General features: G+C 39.7%; 20 protein-coding genes. 19 read left to right on the top strand and 1 reads right to left on the bottom strand.

Features of this window, described 5'->3' with window-relative positions:
• The first annotated feature begins 25 nt into the window (after positions 1-25).
• The 4 genes from rpsL to tuf all read left to right on the top strand — a co-directional run bounded on the left by rpsL (position 26) and on the right by tuf (position 4,543).
• A complete protein-coding gene (rpsL, locus tag DXA20_RS10930) occupies positions 26-439 on the top strand; it encodes a 30S ribosomal protein S12 (RefSeq protein ID WP_022305277.1) in 414 nt (137 codons plus the stop codon).
• 155 nt (positions 440-594) lie between these two features.
• Positions 595-1,065, top strand: coding sequence for a 30S ribosomal protein S7 (rpsG, locus tag DXA20_RS10935; RefSeq protein ID WP_199877072.1), 471 nt, complete (start codon positions 595-597; stop codon positions 1,063-1,065).
• A 23-nt stretch (positions 1,066-1,088) separates the two neighbouring features.
• Positions 1,089-3,206, top strand: a complete 2,118-nt coding sequence (gene fusA / locus DXA20_RS10940; RefSeq protein WP_118560772.1) for an elongation factor G — start codon at positions 1,089-1,091, stop codon at positions 3,204-3,206.
• Between the two features lie 149 nt (positions 3,207-3,355).
• Positions 3,356-4,543, top strand: coding sequence for an elongation factor Tu (tuf, locus tag DXA20_RS10945; protein WP_022305280.1), 1,188 nt, complete (start codon positions 3,356-3,358; stop codon positions 4,541-4,543).
• Positions 4,544-4,809: 266 nt separating this feature from the next.
• On the opposite strand, the gene DXA20_RS10950 is transcribed toward tuf, so the two are convergent.
• The gene (locus tag DXA20_RS10950; protein ID WP_118560774.1) at positions 4,810-5,343 is read right to left on the bottom strand and encodes a helix-turn-helix domain-containing protein; all 534 of its coding nucleotides are present in this window, start codon (positions 5,341-5,343) and stop codon (positions 4,810-4,812) included.
• 210 nt (positions 5,344-5,553) lie between these two features.
• Between DXA20_RS10950 and DXA20_RS10955 the strand changes: the two genes are divergently transcribed.
• The 15 genes from DXA20_RS10955 (at position 5,554) to DXA20_RS11020 (ending at position 16,604) form a co-directional block, all read left to right on the top strand.
• On the top strand, positions 5,554-5,745 hold the full coding sequence (locus DXA20_RS10955; protein ID WP_009243123.1) for a helix-turn-helix domain-containing protein: 192 nt from the start codon (positions 5,554-5,556) through the stop codon (positions 5,743-5,745).
• 12 nt (positions 5,746-5,757) lie between these two features.
• A complete protein-coding gene (locus DXA20_RS10960) occupies positions 5,758-6,810 on the top strand; it encodes a site-specific integrase (protein WP_118560776.1) in 1,053 nt (350 codons plus the stop codon).
• A gap of 17 nt (positions 6,811-6,827) precedes the next feature.
• Positions 6,828-6,998, top strand: a complete 171-nt coding sequence (locus tag DXA20_RS16420; protein WP_009243121.1) for a hypothetical protein — start codon at positions 6,828-6,830, stop codon at positions 6,996-6,998.
• A 187-nt stretch (positions 6,999-7,185) separates the two neighbouring features.
• Positions 7,186-7,365 carry a hypothetical protein gene (locus tag DXA20_RS16815; RefSeq protein ID WP_243100624.1) on the top strand — a complete coding sequence of 60 codons (180 nt, stop codon included), beginning with the start codon at positions 7,186-7,188 and terminating at the stop codon, positions 7,363-7,365.
• Positions 7,347-7,859 (top strand): DNA primase, encoded by a 513-nt coding sequence (locus DXA20_RS10965; RefSeq protein ID WP_243100625.1) that lies wholly within the window; start codon positions 7,347-7,349, stop codon positions 7,857-7,859. The genes DXA20_RS16815 and DXA20_RS10965 overlap by 19 nt, the downstream gene beginning before the upstream one ends.
• Positions 7,804-9,141: a virulence-associated E family protein gene (locus tag DXA20_RS10970; protein WP_118560778.1), complete on the top strand. Its 1,338-nt coding sequence runs from the start codon at positions 7,804-7,806 to the stop codon at positions 9,139-9,141. The genes DXA20_RS10965 and DXA20_RS10970 overlap by 56 nt, the downstream gene beginning before the upstream one ends.
• 117 nt (positions 9,142-9,258) lie before the next feature.
• The gene (locus DXA20_RS10975; RefSeq protein WP_118560828.1) at positions 9,259-9,486 is read left to right on the top strand and encodes a DUF5348 domain-containing protein; all 228 of its coding nucleotides are present in this window, start codon (positions 9,259-9,261) and stop codon (positions 9,484-9,486) included.
• Between the two features lie 297 nt (positions 9,487-9,783).
• Positions 9,784-11,199 (top strand): plasmid recombination protein, encoded by a 1,416-nt coding sequence (locus DXA20_RS10980; RefSeq protein ID WP_279222372.1) that lies wholly within the window; start codon positions 9,784-9,786, stop codon positions 11,197-11,199.
• Between the two features lie 4 nt (positions 11,200-11,203).
• Positions 11,204-11,578, top strand: a complete 375-nt coding sequence (locus tag DXA20_RS10985) for a TnpV protein (protein WP_117606415.1) — start codon at positions 11,204-11,206, stop codon at positions 11,576-11,578.
• Between the two features lie 88 nt (positions 11,579-11,666).
• Entirely contained in the window at positions 11,667-12,116 is a 450-nt protein-coding gene (locus tag DXA20_RS10990) for a MarR family winged helix-turn-helix transcriptional regulator (RefSeq protein ID WP_117606416.1), read from the top strand.
• The gene (locus DXA20_RS10995; protein ID WP_330412902.1) at positions 12,109-13,464 is read left to right on the top strand and encodes an MATE family efflux transporter; all 1,356 of its coding nucleotides are present in this window, start codon (positions 12,109-12,111) and stop codon (positions 13,462-13,464) included. The genes DXA20_RS10990 and DXA20_RS10995 overlap by 8 nt, the downstream gene beginning before the upstream one ends.
• A 128-nt stretch (positions 13,465-13,592) precedes the next feature.
• Positions 13,593-13,721, top strand: coding sequence for a cysteine-rich KTR domain-containing protein (locus tag DXA20_RS11000; RefSeq protein WP_080786855.1), 129 nt, complete (start codon positions 13,593-13,595; stop codon positions 13,719-13,721).
• Positions 13,722-13,966: 245 nt separating this feature from the next.
• Complete coding sequence (locus DXA20_RS11010; protein WP_118560830.1) at positions 13,967-14,275, top strand: hypothetical protein; 309 nt, start codon at positions 13,967-13,969, stop codon at positions 14,273-14,275.
• A gap of 454 nt (positions 14,276-14,729) precedes the next feature.
• Positions 14,730-15,923 (top strand): AAA family ATPase, encoded by a 1,194-nt coding sequence (locus DXA20_RS11015; RefSeq protein WP_118560782.1) that lies wholly within the window; start codon positions 14,730-14,732, stop codon positions 15,921-15,923.
• Positions 15,924-16,604, top strand: coding sequence for an RloB family protein (locus DXA20_RS11020; protein WP_118560784.1), 681 nt, complete (start codon positions 15,924-15,926; stop codon positions 16,602-16,604).
• Positions 16,605-17,001: the final 397 nt, after the last annotated feature.

Below are 17,001 nucleotides of genomic sequence, written 5' to 3' on the forward strand. Positions count from 1 at the left end.
TTATGATCACAGGAGGTGAAAATTAATGCCAACATTTAACCAGTTAGTAAGAAAGGGAAGAAAGGTTTCTTCAAAGAAGTCTAATTCTCCTGCACTTCAGTACACCTACAACTCTCTGAACAAGAAGACGGTAGCTCAGAGTTCTCCACAGAAGAGAGGTGTTTGTACTGCAGTTCGTACTGCTACACCTAAGAAGCCTAACTCAGCTCTTAGAAAGACCGCCAGAGTTCGTCTCTCAAACGGTATCGAGGTTACAACTTATATTCCGGGTGAGGGTCATAACCTTCAGGAGCATAGTGTCGTACTCATCCGTGGCGGAAGAGTAAAGGATTTGCCAGGTACCAGATATCATATTATCCGTGGTACACTCGATACAGCCGGTGTTGCAAACAGAAAGCAGGGCCGTTCTAAGTATGGAGCAAAGAGACCTAAGAAGTAATCATTCACTAATTTGGGGATGTGCCGGATTAATTTTTACTGATTAACCTGGTGCGGACACAGAAATTCGTGAGTACCGATGAATTAATGATGGCAATACGCTGATGCAGTGTCGGCTGTGTAGTATTGTCAAATAATATTAAGGAGGGAAGTAACGTGCCACGTAAAGGACATATACAGAAAAGAGATGTATTAGCAGATCCTGTCTACAAGAGCAAGGTAGTTACAAAGCTGATCAACAATATCATGTTAGATGGTAAGAAAGGTGTTGCTCAGAAGATCGTTTATGGTGCATTTGAGCAGATCGCTGAGAAGTCCGGTAAGGACGCACTCGAAGTATTCGAGGAGGCAATGAACAATATCATGCCACAGCTTGAGGTTAAGGCAAGACGTATTGGTGGTGCTACTTATCAGGTACCTATCGAGGTTAGACCTGACAGAAGACAGGCACTCGCTCTTCGTTGGCTTACAATGTTCTCACGTAAGAGAGGCGAGAAGACAATGAAAGAGAGACTTGCTAACGAGATTCTTGATGCATCAAACAATACTGGCGCTGCCGTTAAGAGAAAAGAAGATATGCACAAAATGGCAGAGGCAAACAAGGCATTTGCACATTATCGCTGGTAAGATCATAGAGGAGGTAAACGACCTTGGCTGGAAGAGAATATCCACTTGACAGAACAAGAAATATCGGTATCATGGCTCATATCGATGCGGGTAAGACCACTTTGACAGAGCGTATTCTTTATTATACCGGTGTAAATTATAAGATTGGTGAGACTCATGATGGTGCGTCTACGATGGACTGGATGGAGCAGGAGAAAGAGAGAGGTATTACAATTACCTCCGCTGCTACAACATGTCACTGGACACTTGAGGATCATCATAAACCAAAGGCTGGTGCATTAGAGCATCGTATCAATATCATCGATACTCCGGGTCACGTAGACTTTACTGTAGAGGTAGAGCGTTCACTGCGTGTACTGGATGGTGCTGTCGGTGTGTTTGATGCTAAGGCAGGTGTTGAGCCACAGTCAGAGAACGTATGGCGTCAGGCAGACACATATAATGTACCACGTATGGCATTCATCAATAAGATGGACAAGATGGGTGCTGATTTCTTCATGTCTGTTCAGACAATCATTGATCGTCTGGGCAAGAATGCTATCCCAGTACAGATTCCAATCGGCAAGGAAGATGACTTTATCGGTCTGATCGATCTTTTCGAGATGGATGCGTACTATTATAAGAATGATGAGGGTACTGACATTGAGATTACAGAGGTTCCTGACGATCTGAAGGATCTTGCACAGGAATGGCATGACAACCTTATCGAGAAGGTTTGCGAGTTAGACGATGATCTCCTTGAGAAGTATCTTGAGGGTGAGGAGCCATCTATCGATGAGCTCAAGAAAGCACTCCGTAAGGGAACAATTGCTTGTGAGGCAGTTCCGGTATACTGCGGTTCCGCATACAAGAACAAGGGTGTTCAGAAGCTGCTCGATGGCGTTATCGAGTTCATGCCTGCACCAACAGATATCCCTGATATCACAGGTGTTGATGAGGAAGGAAACGACGTTGTTCGTAAGTCATCTGATGACGAGCCTTTCGCAGCACTTGCATTCAAGATCATGACTGATCCGTTCGTAGGAAAGCTCGCATTCTTCCGTGTTTATTCCGGTACACTGAACTCAGGTTCTTACGTACTGAATGCGACAAAGGATAAGAAAGAGCGTGTCGGACGTATCGTACAGATGCACGCAAACAGCCGTAGCGAGATTGACAAGGTTTATTCCGGTGATATCGCTGCAGCAGTAGGTTTCAAGATTACCACAACAGGTGATACCATCTGTGATGAGCAGCATCCGGTAATCCTTGAGTCTATGGAATTCCCTGAGCCGGTTATTGAGCTTGCTATCGAGCCTAAGACAAAGAACGATCAGGGTAAGATGGGTGAGGCTCTTGCAAAGCTTGCAGAAGAGGATCCTACATTCCGTGCTCACACAGATTCAGAGACCGGTCAGACAATCATCGCCGGAATGGGCGAGCTTCATCTGGAAGTTATCGTAGACCGTCTCCTTCGTGAGTTTAAAGTAGAAGCAAATGTTGGTGCTCCACAGGTAGCATACAAGGAGACAATCACTAAGGCTGTTGATATCGACAGTAAGTATGCTAAGCAGTCCGGTGGACGTGGTCAGTACGGACATTGTAAAGTTAAATTTGAGCCAATGGATCCGAACGGTGAGGAGACATTCAAGTTCGAGTCTACCGTTGTCGGTGGTGCAATTCCTAAGGAGTATATCCCAGCAGTTGGCGAGGGTATCGAGGAAGCAGCTCAGGCAGGTATCCTTGGTGGTTATCCGGTGCTTGGTGTATATGCTAACGTTTGGGATGGTTCTTACCATGAGGTCGATTCATCCGAGATGGCATTCCACATTGCCGGTTCTATGGCATTCAAGGACGCTATGAAGCAGGGTAATCCTGTTCTTCTTGAGCCAATCATGAAGGTCGAGGTAACAATGCCTGAGGAGTACATGGGCGATGTTATCGGAAGTCTGAACGCTAAGCGTGGTCAGATCGAGGGTATGGACGATATCGGTGGTGGAAAGATTGTACGTGCATTCGTACCGCTTGCTGAGATGTTCGGATACTCAACAGAGCTTCGTTCCAGCACACAGGGACGTGGTAACTACTCAATGTTCTTTGAGAAGTATCAGCAGTGTCCTAAGAATGTTCAGGACAAAGTGCTTGCTTCTAAAGACAAATAATAATTAGAAAATGTTATTAAAAATGTGTCTCATAGTATAAAAAGCACTTGAAAATTCCTTGAAAGTGCAATATAATAATGCCCATAGCGTGAAATTTGTCCGTGATGGGCAGACTATGAGTCGTATGAATTTAAGGAGGATAATTAAAAATGGCTAAAGAAAAGTTTGAAAGAACCAAACCCCATTGTAACATTGGTACCATCGGTCACGTAGATCATGGTAAAACAACACTTACTGCTGCTATCACAAAGGTACTTGCTGCAAGAGTTCCAGGTAACGCAGCTGAGAACTTTGAAGATATCGATAAGGCTCCAGAGGAGAGAGAGCGTGGTATCACAATCTCTACTGCTCACGTTGAGTATCAGACAGAGAAGAGACATTACGCACACGTTGACTGCCCAGGTCATGCTGATTATGTAAAGAACATGATCACCGGTGCTGCCCAGATGGATGGTGCTATCCTCGTAGTAGCTGCTACTGATGGTGTTATGGCTCAGACAAAGGAGCATATCCTTCTGTCCCGTCAGGTAAACGTACCTTATATCGTAGTATTCCTTAACAAGTGTGATATGGTTGACGATGAGGAGCTGATCGAGCTCGTAGAGATGGAAGTAACTGAGGCACTTGAGGAGTATGGTTTCGAAGGCTGCCCAATCATCAAGGGTTCTGCTCTTAAGGCTCTTGAGGATCCAAACGGTGAGTGGGGCGACAAGATCATGGAGCTCATGGATGCAGTTGATGAGTTCATTCCAGATCCAGAGCGTGCTACAGATAAGCCATTCCTGATGCCTATCGAGGATATCTTCACAATTACCGGTCGTGGTACTGTTGCAACCGGTAGAGTAGAGCGTGGTGTTCTCCACCTCAACGAGGAAGTTGAGATCGTCGGTGTTAAGGAAGAGGTTCAGAAGACTACTGTAACTGGTATCGAGATGTTCCGTAAGCTTCTTGATGAGGCTCAGGCTGGTGATAACATTGGTGCTCTTCTTCGTGGTATCAAGAGAGAGGACATCGAGAGAGGTCAGGTACTTGTAGCTCCTGGTACAACTACTTGCCACAAGAAGTTCACAGCTCAGGTTTACGTACTGAAGAAAGAGGAGGGTGGTCGTCATACTCCTTTCATCAATAACTATCGTCCACAGTTCTACTTCAGAACAACTGACGTAACAGGTGTATGTAACCTTCCTGATGGTGTTGAGATGTGTATGCCAGGCGATAACGTAGAGCTTACTGTAGAGCTCATTCACCCAATCGCTATGGAGCAGGGTCTTAACTTCGCTATCCGTGAAGGTGGACGTACAGTAGGATCTGGAAAGGTTGCTACAATCATCGAGTAATACAATCTGAATATAGATTTGTTATCGTAAGATAACGTTGTGTCCAAACGTAAGATACCCGTAGAACTTCGGTTCTACGGGTTTTTCAGTTGCCTGGAAATATATAAAAGGGCGGAAAAGAATAACGAACAGCGTAGAAAAACGGTTGCCGGGAGAGTATCCTGACAACCGTTTGTGATAATAGAATGATAACAAAATATGAAATTTTCACCAATTTGATAACAGATACAGTGGATTTGTTCATATATCACAGATATGGGTGTGGATTAAGTCAGATCATATGTCTTAATGTCATTACCATCTGTGCCCTTCTTAACAATAGTGTGACACCCTATCGTTGTTCCCATAGCACGCAATTTCCATTCTTCCTGGGTAGCGTTTAGCTTATCCAGTTCTTTCTGTCTTTTATCTTCATCTTCGATAGCTAATATCTCAGCTTTTTCCTTTTCATAGACATTTTTAAATTGACACCATTTCCTGAAAAAGTCCTGCATTGTAGGATTTTCGAATGTCAGTGCAACCTTCTGCTCAGGTGTTTCAGCAAGTGAGAGGTTCACCGAATCATCAATAGAAAACAACAGAGAGAGTACATCTCCGACTGTTTCAATATTAAAATCCAGAAAAACACTTACATTTAATCCCAGTGCAGTTGCAATCTTTTCTAACTGATCCGGTTTCGGATTCCGGATTCCCAGTTCATATTTTCTGATTGTTCCTACGTTAATGCCGGACAGCTCGGCTAACTGTATCTGACTGTATCCTCTAAATTCCCGGAATGCCCGGATTTTTTTGCCAACCATAATGCTGCCTCCTTAATAATATTTGTGCTTCTATTCTAGCACAAAAGTGAATGATACAAAAGAGTGAGATTTAACAAATTGCCGATACGCAAGCAATAGGTATGGAATGGAAAAAATAAATTCGCAAATGTTTATTGACAAATTCACAAAAGTGAATTATTATAAGAGAACAACGAAAGAGTCACAAAAGTGACTGGAAAGGAGGACGCTATGAGAACTAATTATATGATGACTGTTGATGATGTCATGGAAGAATTAGGCGTGAAACGCAGTAAAGCATATTCCATTCTGAAGCAGCTTAATGATGAACTGGCAAAGGAAGGATATGTGGCAGTTCGTGGAAAGATTCCACGTCCCTACTGGGAAACAAAATTTTATGGATGCTCTCAGAGAGCAGTGTGAAGGAGGTTTTAGATGTCAGCTTACAAGGACAAAACACAGGGAACCTGGTATGTGAGCTTCCGCTATATTGACTGGACAGGTAAGAAAACGCAGAAGCTGAAAAGAGGGTTCAAGACAAAGAAAGAAGCATTGAATTATGAAAAGGAATTCATAAGAAAGACTGCAGCGGATATGAAAATGGAGATGAACAGTTTTATTCAAGTCTATTTTGAAGATAAAAAGAATGAACTGAAAGAAAATTCAATCCGTAACAAGCAGCACATGATGAACAAGCACATTGTTCCGTATTTTGGAACAAGAAAAATGAATGAGATCACACCGGCAGAGATTATCCAGTGGCAGAACACCATTCAGGAAAAAGGTTACAGCAAGACTTATGAGCGTATGATTCAGAATCAGTTAAATGCACTGTTTAATCATGCACAGAAAATTTACAATCTGAAGGAAAATCCATGTAAGAAAGTAAAAAAGATGGGGAAATCGGATGCTAATAAGCTGGAATTTTGGACGAAAGCAGAATATGACAGCTTTATCGCCGGGATTGAGCCGGGGAGTGAAGATTATCTGATATTTGAAATTCTGTTCTGGACAGGAATCAGGGAAGGAGAGCTTCTGGCATTGAGTCTTTCGGACTTTGATATGAGCGGAAATCTCCTGCATATCAATAAAACTTATAACCGGATCAGGAAGAGAGATGCGATTGATACACCAAAAACAGAGAATTCGGTCCGTACTATTGATATTCCCAATTTTCTTAAGGAAGAGGTACAGGAGTATGCAAAGAAGTATTATGGATTTCCGGAAACTCAGCGGTTGTTCCCAATTGTGGCGAGAACACTGCAGAAACGTCTTAAGAAATATGAAGCACTGACCGGTGTAAAACCAATCAGAGTGCACGATATCCGGCATAGCCATGTGGCATATTTGATTTATCAGGGCGTAGAGCCATTGATTATCAAGGAGAGACTGGGACACAAAGATATTCAGATGACATTGAACACTTATGGGCATCTGTACCCATCACAGCAGAAAAAAGTAGCAGAGATGCTGGACAACAAACGTTAATACGGAGGAAGAAGCAAATGAAAACAAAGAAAGTAGTCGGAAAAATATTTGATGCAATTAACTACAGTAAGAAGTTGAAGATAAGTTCCATTTTACCAGATCGAGATTCAGATTATGTGATTCTTCTTGAATTAGAGGACGGAAGTAAATTTGAAATCATTATTATTCCTACAAGGAGATTTGTGTAAGGAGCAAAAGCTATGACTACTGACAGACAAAAAGAAAAAGCCCAGACAAAATATCTGAGCAAGTTCTCTGATAATCAGATTCACTGATATACCATCTTGGCAGATTAAGTATATCACGAATTGAAAGATACAACAATTCCCGAATATCTGTTCATCAGAGACTTGCCCGGAGGGGCAGGAGGTAGAAGTGACATTATTTGAACAGGTAAAAGAATGTGTGACAGCGAGACAGGCTGCGGAGCATTACGGGATTAAAGTAAAAAGAAATGGAATGGCGTGTTGTCCGTTTCATAAAGACCGACACCCAAGTATGAAGGCGGATAAAATGTATCATGCTTTGCATGTGGAATGGGTGGTGATGCAATAGATTTTACAGCAAGGTTATTTGGATTATCACAGTATGAAGCCGCAAAAAAGCTGGTAGAAGATTTTGGACTGGATATTAAGGTCGGAAACAGAAGCAAATACGAAAGGACGCCCCGAAACAGGGCGCCCTTAAAGCGAAAGCAATCTAAAGTAGTGATGATCAGAGAAAAATTAGAGCAGTGGTTGAGACATGCAACAGACGTGCTGATCAGATATCTGAAATGGATTCAGTTCTGGAAAGAGTTTTACAGACCAGAACCGGATGAAGAGTGGCACGAATTATTTACGGAGGCATTGGCAAATGAAAGAAAGATAAATGACTATCTGGACGTGCTGATGTTTGGAACAGGAGAAGAAATTGTAGAGTTTTTCAAGATGAAGAGAAGGGAGGTTGAAAAAATTGAAGAAAGAATTAACGAATATCAGCGAAAAGTCCTTGATGGAATTAGAAGATATTGTGAACGAGGAGATGCTTACAACAGAAGATGTCAATAATATGCTGGAGCACACCGATAAAGGAAGAACAAAGCAGACAATCAGAAATTGTGTAACCGTATTACAAAAAGATCCAGTGTTGAAAAAAGCGATTAAACGAAATGAGCTTTCTGGAAGAATGGACATTGTGAAAGAGGTGCCCTGGGAACGGAGAAATAACAGTCCTACGGTTACAGATACTGATGAAAATAATCTGAAAATGTATCTGGAAGAAAATTATGAACTGACAAGTGAGCGTGTGATCAAAGCAGGAGTAGATATTGTTTCCAATGAAAATAAATATCACCCAATCAGAGATTATCTGGAAAGTCTGGTCTGGGACGGGGTTCCAAGAATAGAAAATATGCTTCCGCATTTTCTGGGAGCAGAAAAGAGCATATACACAATCGGAGTAATGAAAATGCACATGCTGGCAGCGATTTCAAGAATTTATGAACCGGGGATAAAATATGACATTATGTTGTGCCTGGTTGGAAGTCAGGGAGCCGGAAAGTCCACATTTTTCAAATATCTGGCGATAAAAGAAGAATGGTTCAGTGACAATCTGGATCATCTGGACGATGAAAATATTTATAGAAAACTGCAGAACCACTGGATTATCGAAATGGGAGAAATGAAGGCAACTATCACAGCAAAGAATATTGAACAGATAAAATCGTTTCTGAGCAGACAGAAAGAAACTTATAAAGTGCCTTATGAAGTTCACCCGGAAGACAGACCGAGACAGTGTGTATTTTGCGGAACATCAAATGATCTGAATTTCCTTCCTCTGGACAGAACCGGAAACAGACGATTTGCTCCGGTGATGACAGATATGTCGAAAGCAGAAGTTCATATTCTGGACAATGAGGCAGAGAGCAAAGCCTATATCGAACAGGCCTGGGCGGAGGCAATGGTACTGTATCGACAAGGGAATGTGTTCTTAGGATTTACAAAGGAAATTGAGGAAGAGGCAAAGCGTCTGCAGAAAGAATTTATGCCGGAGGATACCAATGCCGGAATCATACAGGCATTTCTTGATGACTACGATGACGATTATGTATGTACAAGAATTCTGTTTGATGAAGCACTGCACCGAACCGGAGAAATGAAGCAGTGGGAGGGTAAAGAGATTGCAAATATTATGAACAATGCGATTGAAGGCTGGAAACCACATGGCACACATCGGTTTGGAAAGGAATATGGAATACAGCGTTCATGGAAAAGAATGGAAGATTCTGTGAAGAAAGATAAAGACGGATTTATGGAAGTGCCAGAACAGTTGGAAATACCGTTTGAGTAAAGATTACTGTAAACGATGTAGACGGAACTTTAAGGAAAAACTTAAAAAGTTAACTTTTAAAATCTTTTAAGCTCCGTTTACAAATTCCGTTTACAGACAGGAAAGGAGCAGAAAATGATGAAACAGGGAAGATTAGGATATAACAGCAGCAATGGAAGATATGGATTATTATCATCAGACTTATGGATCGATACAGGCTTTCACTGTGGAGAAAATCTGGAAGTGCTGGTAGATGATGAATGGGTACAGACTAGAATGGAGATGAATCTGGCAAGAGAATGGTATCTGGTGGGGACACCGTACTGTGGAAATCTGGAATATGTACAGGCGAGGATACCAGAATAAACAGATCTATGATCCACTTCGGTCGGTGCAGAACAGACGTCCATAAGGACGTTATGCCCCCGGCAGGGCGCAAGGGGACTTTTGATGGACGGTACGGCTGTCGAAAGTGCTTTTGCGTTACTTTTGACAAAAGTAACAAAAGAGGGGCTTGTCCCCGATACTTCTCGAACTACTAATGTTCGAGAAGGTTCCTAAATATCGTATCCGGCGAAAATTTCTTAAATATCGCCATAACTGGCGTAAATAAAAATTATGTGCCATGTCTGGCACTCAAACAGAGAAGAGGTGAGAAAACATATGATAAAACGAACAATCAGTGGCATGATCGGAGCCGGCTCACTGGCTCATAACAGACGAGATTTTGTAGCAGAAAATGTAAATCCAGACAGAGTACAACTGAACATTTGTTATAAGAATGAGAATCTGAAAGAAGTTTATAAGGAACTGTTTAACGATGCTGTGGAGAGATACAATGTCGGGAAAAGAAAGGACCGGCAGATTGCAAATTATTATGAAAAAATCCGACAGGGTAAACAGGAGAAGTTGTTCCATGAAGTGATATTCCAGATAGGAAATCGTGAGGATATGGCGGTGGGAACGTCAGAAGGAAATCTAGCTGTAAAGGTACTGGACGAATATGTGAAAGACTTCCAGAAGCGGAATCCGACACTTCGGGTATTTAGCTGCTATCTGCATCAGGACGAAGCTACTCCGCATCTGCATATTGACTTTGTTCCTTATGTGACCAACTGGAAGGGAAAAGGAATGGATACTAGAGTTTCACTGAAGCAGGCATTAAAAAGTCTTGGATTTCAAGGCGGAAATAAGCACGACACAGAACTGAATCAGTGGATAAACCATGAAAAAGAAGTGTTAGCAGAAATTGCAAAGCAACATGGAATTGAATGGGAACAGAAAGGAACACATGAAGAGCATCTGGATGTTTACAATTTCAAGAAAAAAGAACGCAAAAAAGAAGTGCAGGAACTGGAACAGAAAAAAGAATATCTGACAGCGGAGAATGAAGGTCTGGTTTTTCAGGTTGCAGAAGCGAGAGCAGACATTAAGCTGCTGGAAGAAGAAAAAAATCAGTTACAGAAAGATAAAGAAACAGCAGAAAAACGTGCGGAGAAAGCAGAAATGGAATTGAAAAAACTGGAGGACAGAAGAGAATTCCTACAACCTGTGATGGATAATGTCAGTAAGGAAATAAAAGAATATGGAATGATCATAACATTTCTGCCGGAAGCTACAGCATTGGAACGTGCGGTAACTTACCGGGATAAGAAAATAAAACCATTATTCATTGAAATGAAAAACAAAATTGGTGCGATGGCTGCACAGGTGAAAGAACTCACAAGAGAAAGAGATAGTTGGAAAAGTAAGTTTCAGAAGAAAAAGCAAGAGCATGAAAAAACAAAAAAGGAACTGGCAGAAGTTCAGAAAGATTATCAGAAATTGTCTGGTGAGAAAGAAATACTACAGGGGCTTGCGGACAGATATAATCGACTTTTACGCATGCTAGGGAAAGATATGGTAGAAAGGCTGGTACAGGACGATATCCGGATACAGGAGGAACTTGAAGCGAAAAAGAGGAAAGAGCAAATGCCGAAAAAAATAGGTGACCGCATACAATGGGCAAGAGAACGAAGTGAAGAACACAATGCACAGATAAAGAAGAACAAAACAAAATACAGAGGAATGGAGTTGTAAGAATATGAAGAAACAGATTTATGATGAAAAGAACGGACTGAGCTATACATTGCATGGAGATTATTATCTGCCAGACCTGGGAATCAATGAGGAAGAATCCACATATGGGAAATATGGAATAATGCGAAAGCAGTTTCTGAAGGAGCATCGAAGTGCCAGGTATCAGTATCTGGTATTGACTGGGAAACTGACGGAGCATCTGAATCAGGTTGATAAAGAAGTAAGAGAAAAAGTCGAGATACTGGTGGAGCAGATGGCTGAACAGTGGGGCGTGACAAAAGAACTGAAGATGCAGGATCAGATGGAATGGGTTAGGAAAATGAATAATATTCGTAGCAGAGCAGTAGAGATTATAGATGTAGAATTGATTTGTGTTTAGGAGGACAAAGTGGCAGATATAATGTTAAAAGTAATTGCGTGCGCACGCATATTGTATTATAATACTGGTGGTTAGGAGGAATATATCTATGAAACTATTAAAATGGCTTTCAGTAACAGACCGATTTTACAAAATCTATTTAGATAAACAGCTTGCCCCCTTTGGAATCAACAACAGCCAATATATGTTTTTGATTAAAATCTGTCGTTCGCCTGGCATTTTACAGGATTCTTTAATGGATATGTTTTATGTTCATCCGAGCAATATTGTACGGACAGTTGCGGCATTAGAAAAGCAGGGAATGATTATGCGTTCCCCAAATGATAAGGATAAGCGGACGTGTAAGCTGTATCCTACGGAACGTGCGCTGTCTGTAATTGATGAGGTACAGACGGTATGTGAAAAGACAGAAGCTCTTTTATTGCAAGGCTTCAGGGAATCTGATAAAAACCTCTTTATTGATTTGCTGATTCAGGCAGGTGAAAATATTACAGCGGAACTCCGTATAGAAAGAAAGGGGGATGAATTTAATGACTGAGAATCCCCTAGGCTATGAAAAAATTTCAAAGCTGTTGAAAAATTTTGCTGTTCCCAGTATTGTGGCGTCTCTTATCGGCTCAATCTACAATATTGTGGATCAGATTTTTATTGGTCAAGGGGTCGGTTATTTGGGAAATGCAGCAACCAATGTTGCCTACCCGTTTTCTACCATCTGCCTTGCCATTGCACTACTGGTCGGAATTGGCAGTGCTTCCAGTGTCTCCCTCTGTCTTGGACGCAAAGAGCCGAAAGCTGCCGCCAAAGCAGCGGGAAATGGTATTGTTCTGATGGGAATTTTCGGAATTATTTATTTGCTGGTTGGAGAAACTTTTCTGTCTTTGCTCCTAAAGGCATTTGGGGCAACGACAGATGTATTTCCATATGCAAAGCAGTATGCCAGCATAACATTGATTGGAATGCCGTTTCTTATTGTAACGAATGGTATGAGCAATTTGATTCGAGCAGATGGAAAACCAAAGTATTCAATGGTTTGCATGGTTATGGGAGCTATTATCAATACCATTCTTGACCCTATTTTTATTTTTGCTTGCGATTGGGGGATTGCCGGCGCAGCTTGGGCAACAGTTATTGGGCAAATTTTTTCCTTCATACTCGCACTCCGTTATCTATGGCGTTTCCAAACAATCCATTTTGAAAAAGAGTCGTTTTTATTGGACATCAAAGAAAGCATGAAAATTTGCAGCATGGGAATCAGCAGCAGCTCAAACCAGATTGCAGTTACCGTGATTCAAATCATTCAGTACAATTCGTTGACTTATTACGGCGCATTAACAAAATATGGAACAGATATTCCATTAGCTGCTTGCGGAATCGTTATGAAAACAAATGCCATAATCCTTGCGATTGTTGTAGGAATCTCGCAGGGAACACAGCCGATTATCGGCTTCAACTATGGGGCAAGGCAATACCATCGTGTACGGGAGGCTTACCTGCTTGCGGTAAAATGGAACCTTGTTGTTTCCACAATTGCTTTCATCGCATTTCAATTTTTCCCGCAATCTATCATTTCGCTATTCGGAGATGGGGACGAGCTGTATTTTGAATTTGCTGTTTTGTTCATGCGTACCTATCTTTTCATGGTGTTGGTAAATGGTGTGCAGTTGCTTTCTTCCAGTTTTTTTACCGCAATAGGAAAATCGTTAAAAGGTGCTCTGTTGGCATTAACAAGGCAGACCTTTGTGTTGATTCCGCTTACCCTGCTGCTCCCGCTTCGTTTCGGAATTATGGGAGTATTGCTTGCGGGACCTGTTGCTGATTTTTCAGCGTTTATGCTATCTGTTGTGCTGGTGGGTATAGAATTAAAAAAACAAAAAAATAACATGTAAACAACAGCCCTATGTGAAAACATTCTTTTTCCGCCGTTAAGTAATCAAGAAGCAAAAACTTAAAAACCGTTGCGATAAATTTTATAAATTTAGTAGGATAATATTTAGAAGTAAGGATTGAGAAAAATATGGAAACTATAAAATGGGTTCTATGTCCTATCTGTGGAAATAAAACCCGAACGATAATGCAAGAAGATACCGAATTAAAGAACTTTCCACTCTACTGTCCGAAGTGTAAACAGCAAACACTTAACTGATCTTGCAAAACGGAGAAAAACAGTAATTATAGCAACACATAATGCTAATATTGCAGTTGGCACACTTCCGTATATTAGTATACTAAGAACTCATGAGAATGGAGTATATAAAACGTATATTGGTAATCCTTTTTATGATGAACTTAGAAATATAAATGATGAAACAGACACTAAAAACTGGACTCAAGAAAGTAGGCATACTTTTGAGGGCGGTAAAAATGCATTTTATGATAGGAAGGATATTTATGAATCAGGAAAGCAAAGTGATTAATGTACATTTGGAGAAAAGAGAAAATAAAGATTATTTAGTATTTGGCTTTGAAGAAGTTGCAGAAGTATGTCTTAATGATGATGAGAGTCAAAATAATTTGAAAAGTATATTTGTAAAGTTACTTACGGAGATTACAAAGTATCCAATTGAATTACAGTTTTTGGAAAAACCAGAATATAAAACAGGATTATATATAGATGTGTGTAAAGAATATATAAAAGATTTAAATAAAGAGATTACGAATGTAAGAAAAAATATGCCAGAAAAACTAAAAATACATTGATAACACCATGATAACAAAAATTCCGGAAAACCACACGGACACAACGGAAAATCCGGATTTTTCCCCACAAATCACACGAAAAATCACCATTCGCACACAGCAATATAGCGGTCTGATATCGTGAGGGTGGACGTACAGTAGGATCTGGAAAGGTTGCTACAATCATCGAGTAATTAATAGAATTACAGTAAATTCAAGGCTTCCAAGGTTTTCCTTGGGAGCCTTTTTACATGCAGAAATAATGAAAATGAGTGTGAGCGGTGCCAAAACGGTGCCGAAAAGTGGAAAATCATATGAAGATTTATGTTTTGCTATGTTTGCTTGATGTCAAATATAATAGTCCTTTTGCATAAAAAACGAATATTACATGCATAAAAATGTGAAAAAAACACAAAAATATTGACATAGAATTCAAAAAAAGCTATATTATATATTATCTAGGAGGTGTTGTAATATGTTTGTACAGTTTATGTTAAAAAATGTTCTGTCGTTTAAAGAAGAGACAGTTTTAGACATGACAGCAATTAATGCGTATAAGGAACATCAATGTAATTTAATTGACTATGGGACAAAAGAGAAATATCTTAGAGTTGCAGCAATTTACGGTGCAAATGCAAGTGGTAAATCAAATATTTATATGGCTATGACATATTTTCAAAGAATTATTGCGGAGTCTTTAAATAATGTTGAAGATGGAGAGGCAACAGCTATTCAAACATATTATCAGCCATTTTCATTTGATAGTGAAAAAGAAAACTCAGAATTTCAGATTGTGCAGATTTTAGGAAATTTTGAATATAAGTATGGTTTTGAATATAATTCAAATTGCATTGTTACGGAATGGTTATATAGAAAAAATTTGCAAACTAAAAGGAGTTCAACAGTTTTTGAGCGTACAACAGAAAAAGTTGAATTTGGTTCATGTGTAAGAAAAGAATGTGAAGTATATAAAGAACAAATTCCAGTTGAAACTTTGGTTTTAACATTTTTCAATAAGTTAAAACTAAAATCTAATATTTTTAAGATTGTTTATTCTGGAGTAATGGATACATTAGTTGTTCCGACAGATTTTTGTGAGGATACTCGGCTTCTAGAAGCACTTTTGCCACGATTAATTGATGAAGAAAAAAGTGCATTGGTAGAGTTCTTGTCTGCTATTGATACAGGTATTAAAGATATTGATTATGATGATAGCGAGAAAGAAGTTAAATTTACAACTTATCATAAGGGGAAAGACGGCGAATTACATCCACTCGATTTATTTTTTGAATCAGAAGGAACGATTAAAAGTATTATGTTATTCATTTATGTACGTACAGCTATTCTTTATAATAAATCTATTTTTGTAGATGAATTGAATATCAAATTACATCCACTTTTATTGAAATTTATTATTGATTTGTTTTATGAAAATGAATCGCAAGCCCAATTAATTTATACAACACATGATACTACTTTATTGGATAAAAAGTTCTTTAGAAGGGATCAGATTTGGTTTGTACAAAAGGATGAATTTGGATATTCAGAATTGTCCGCTTTGTCAGATTTTAAAGTAAGATCAGATGCTTCGTTTGAAAGAGATTATTTAGCTGGGGTATATGGAGGTATTCCGTGGTTGAAAGAATTCAGTATGAAAGAGGGTAAGTAAATGGGTTCAGATGATTTATTTAAAAAGAGGCGAGAAGCTAGAACTCAAAGGAAGCATGAATACAAGCCCCCCAAGGCAAATTCTTATTTAATTGTTACAGAGGGAGAGCGTACAGAACCATTATATTTTAAGGGTATGCAGAAACTTATACAAGAGAAGGTAGGTGGAGTAGTAGATATTATAGAACAGCCGCTTATTGACGTACATGGTGAAGGTTGTTCTACGACTAGACTTGTTGAAGTAGCAGACCAAATTATAAAAGATGCAAAAATCATCTATCAAAATGTATGGATTGTGTTTGATAAGGATGATTTTGATGACTTTGACCAAGCAATACAAGAAGCTATAAATAGAGGATATAATGTTGCTTGGAGTAATCAGTCTTTTGAATATTGGTTATATCTGCATTTTTATTATAGTGATTCTGCGTTACACAGACACCAATGGAATGCGAAGCTAGATGAAATTTTTAAGAAAAATAATTTGGGTGATGGGACATATCAAAAAAATTATGATGATATATATAGCTTGGTAGATATATATGGTGGTGTAACTGTCGCAATAAAGCATGCAAAACGTAGGATGGCTGAATTTGAGAGAGGTGGATACAAACCATCAGAATATGATCCGGGAACAATGGTATATAAATTAGTAGAATCTTTGAAAGTGTACTTAGAGTAAGAAAAACATTGTAATGGATAAGATACAAGGTAAGTGCAAGTGAATGGGGTAGATTCACTTGCACTATTTTTTTACCATCCTTTAATCTGTTTTATCTGTTCTGCCGTTCGGGATCTCTGTGATACTGTAGCTTGAATTGTATCGTTTCAACCACTTCTTTTCTGGCTTCATCATCCAACTGGTAAAAGGAAGTCAGCAAATTATCCACATCCGGCATACTGTTTTTCCCGAAAAGATACATAAGCGGATACATGGAATTTTTTAAATACGTTTTTACCCGATTTCCGTCAAGAGCTCCGTTCAATCCATTGGGTAATGTAGGATATATTTCTTCTTCTGTGATTGCACCGGAAAAGGGACTGGCAGAGCATATCTCATTCACATCAATTTCTAATTC

It is taken from the genome of Roseburia sp. AM59-24XD (assembly GCF_003478445.1).
Taxonomy (GTDB): domain Bacteria; phylum Bacillota; class Clostridia; order Lachnospirales; family Lachnospiraceae; genus Jutongia.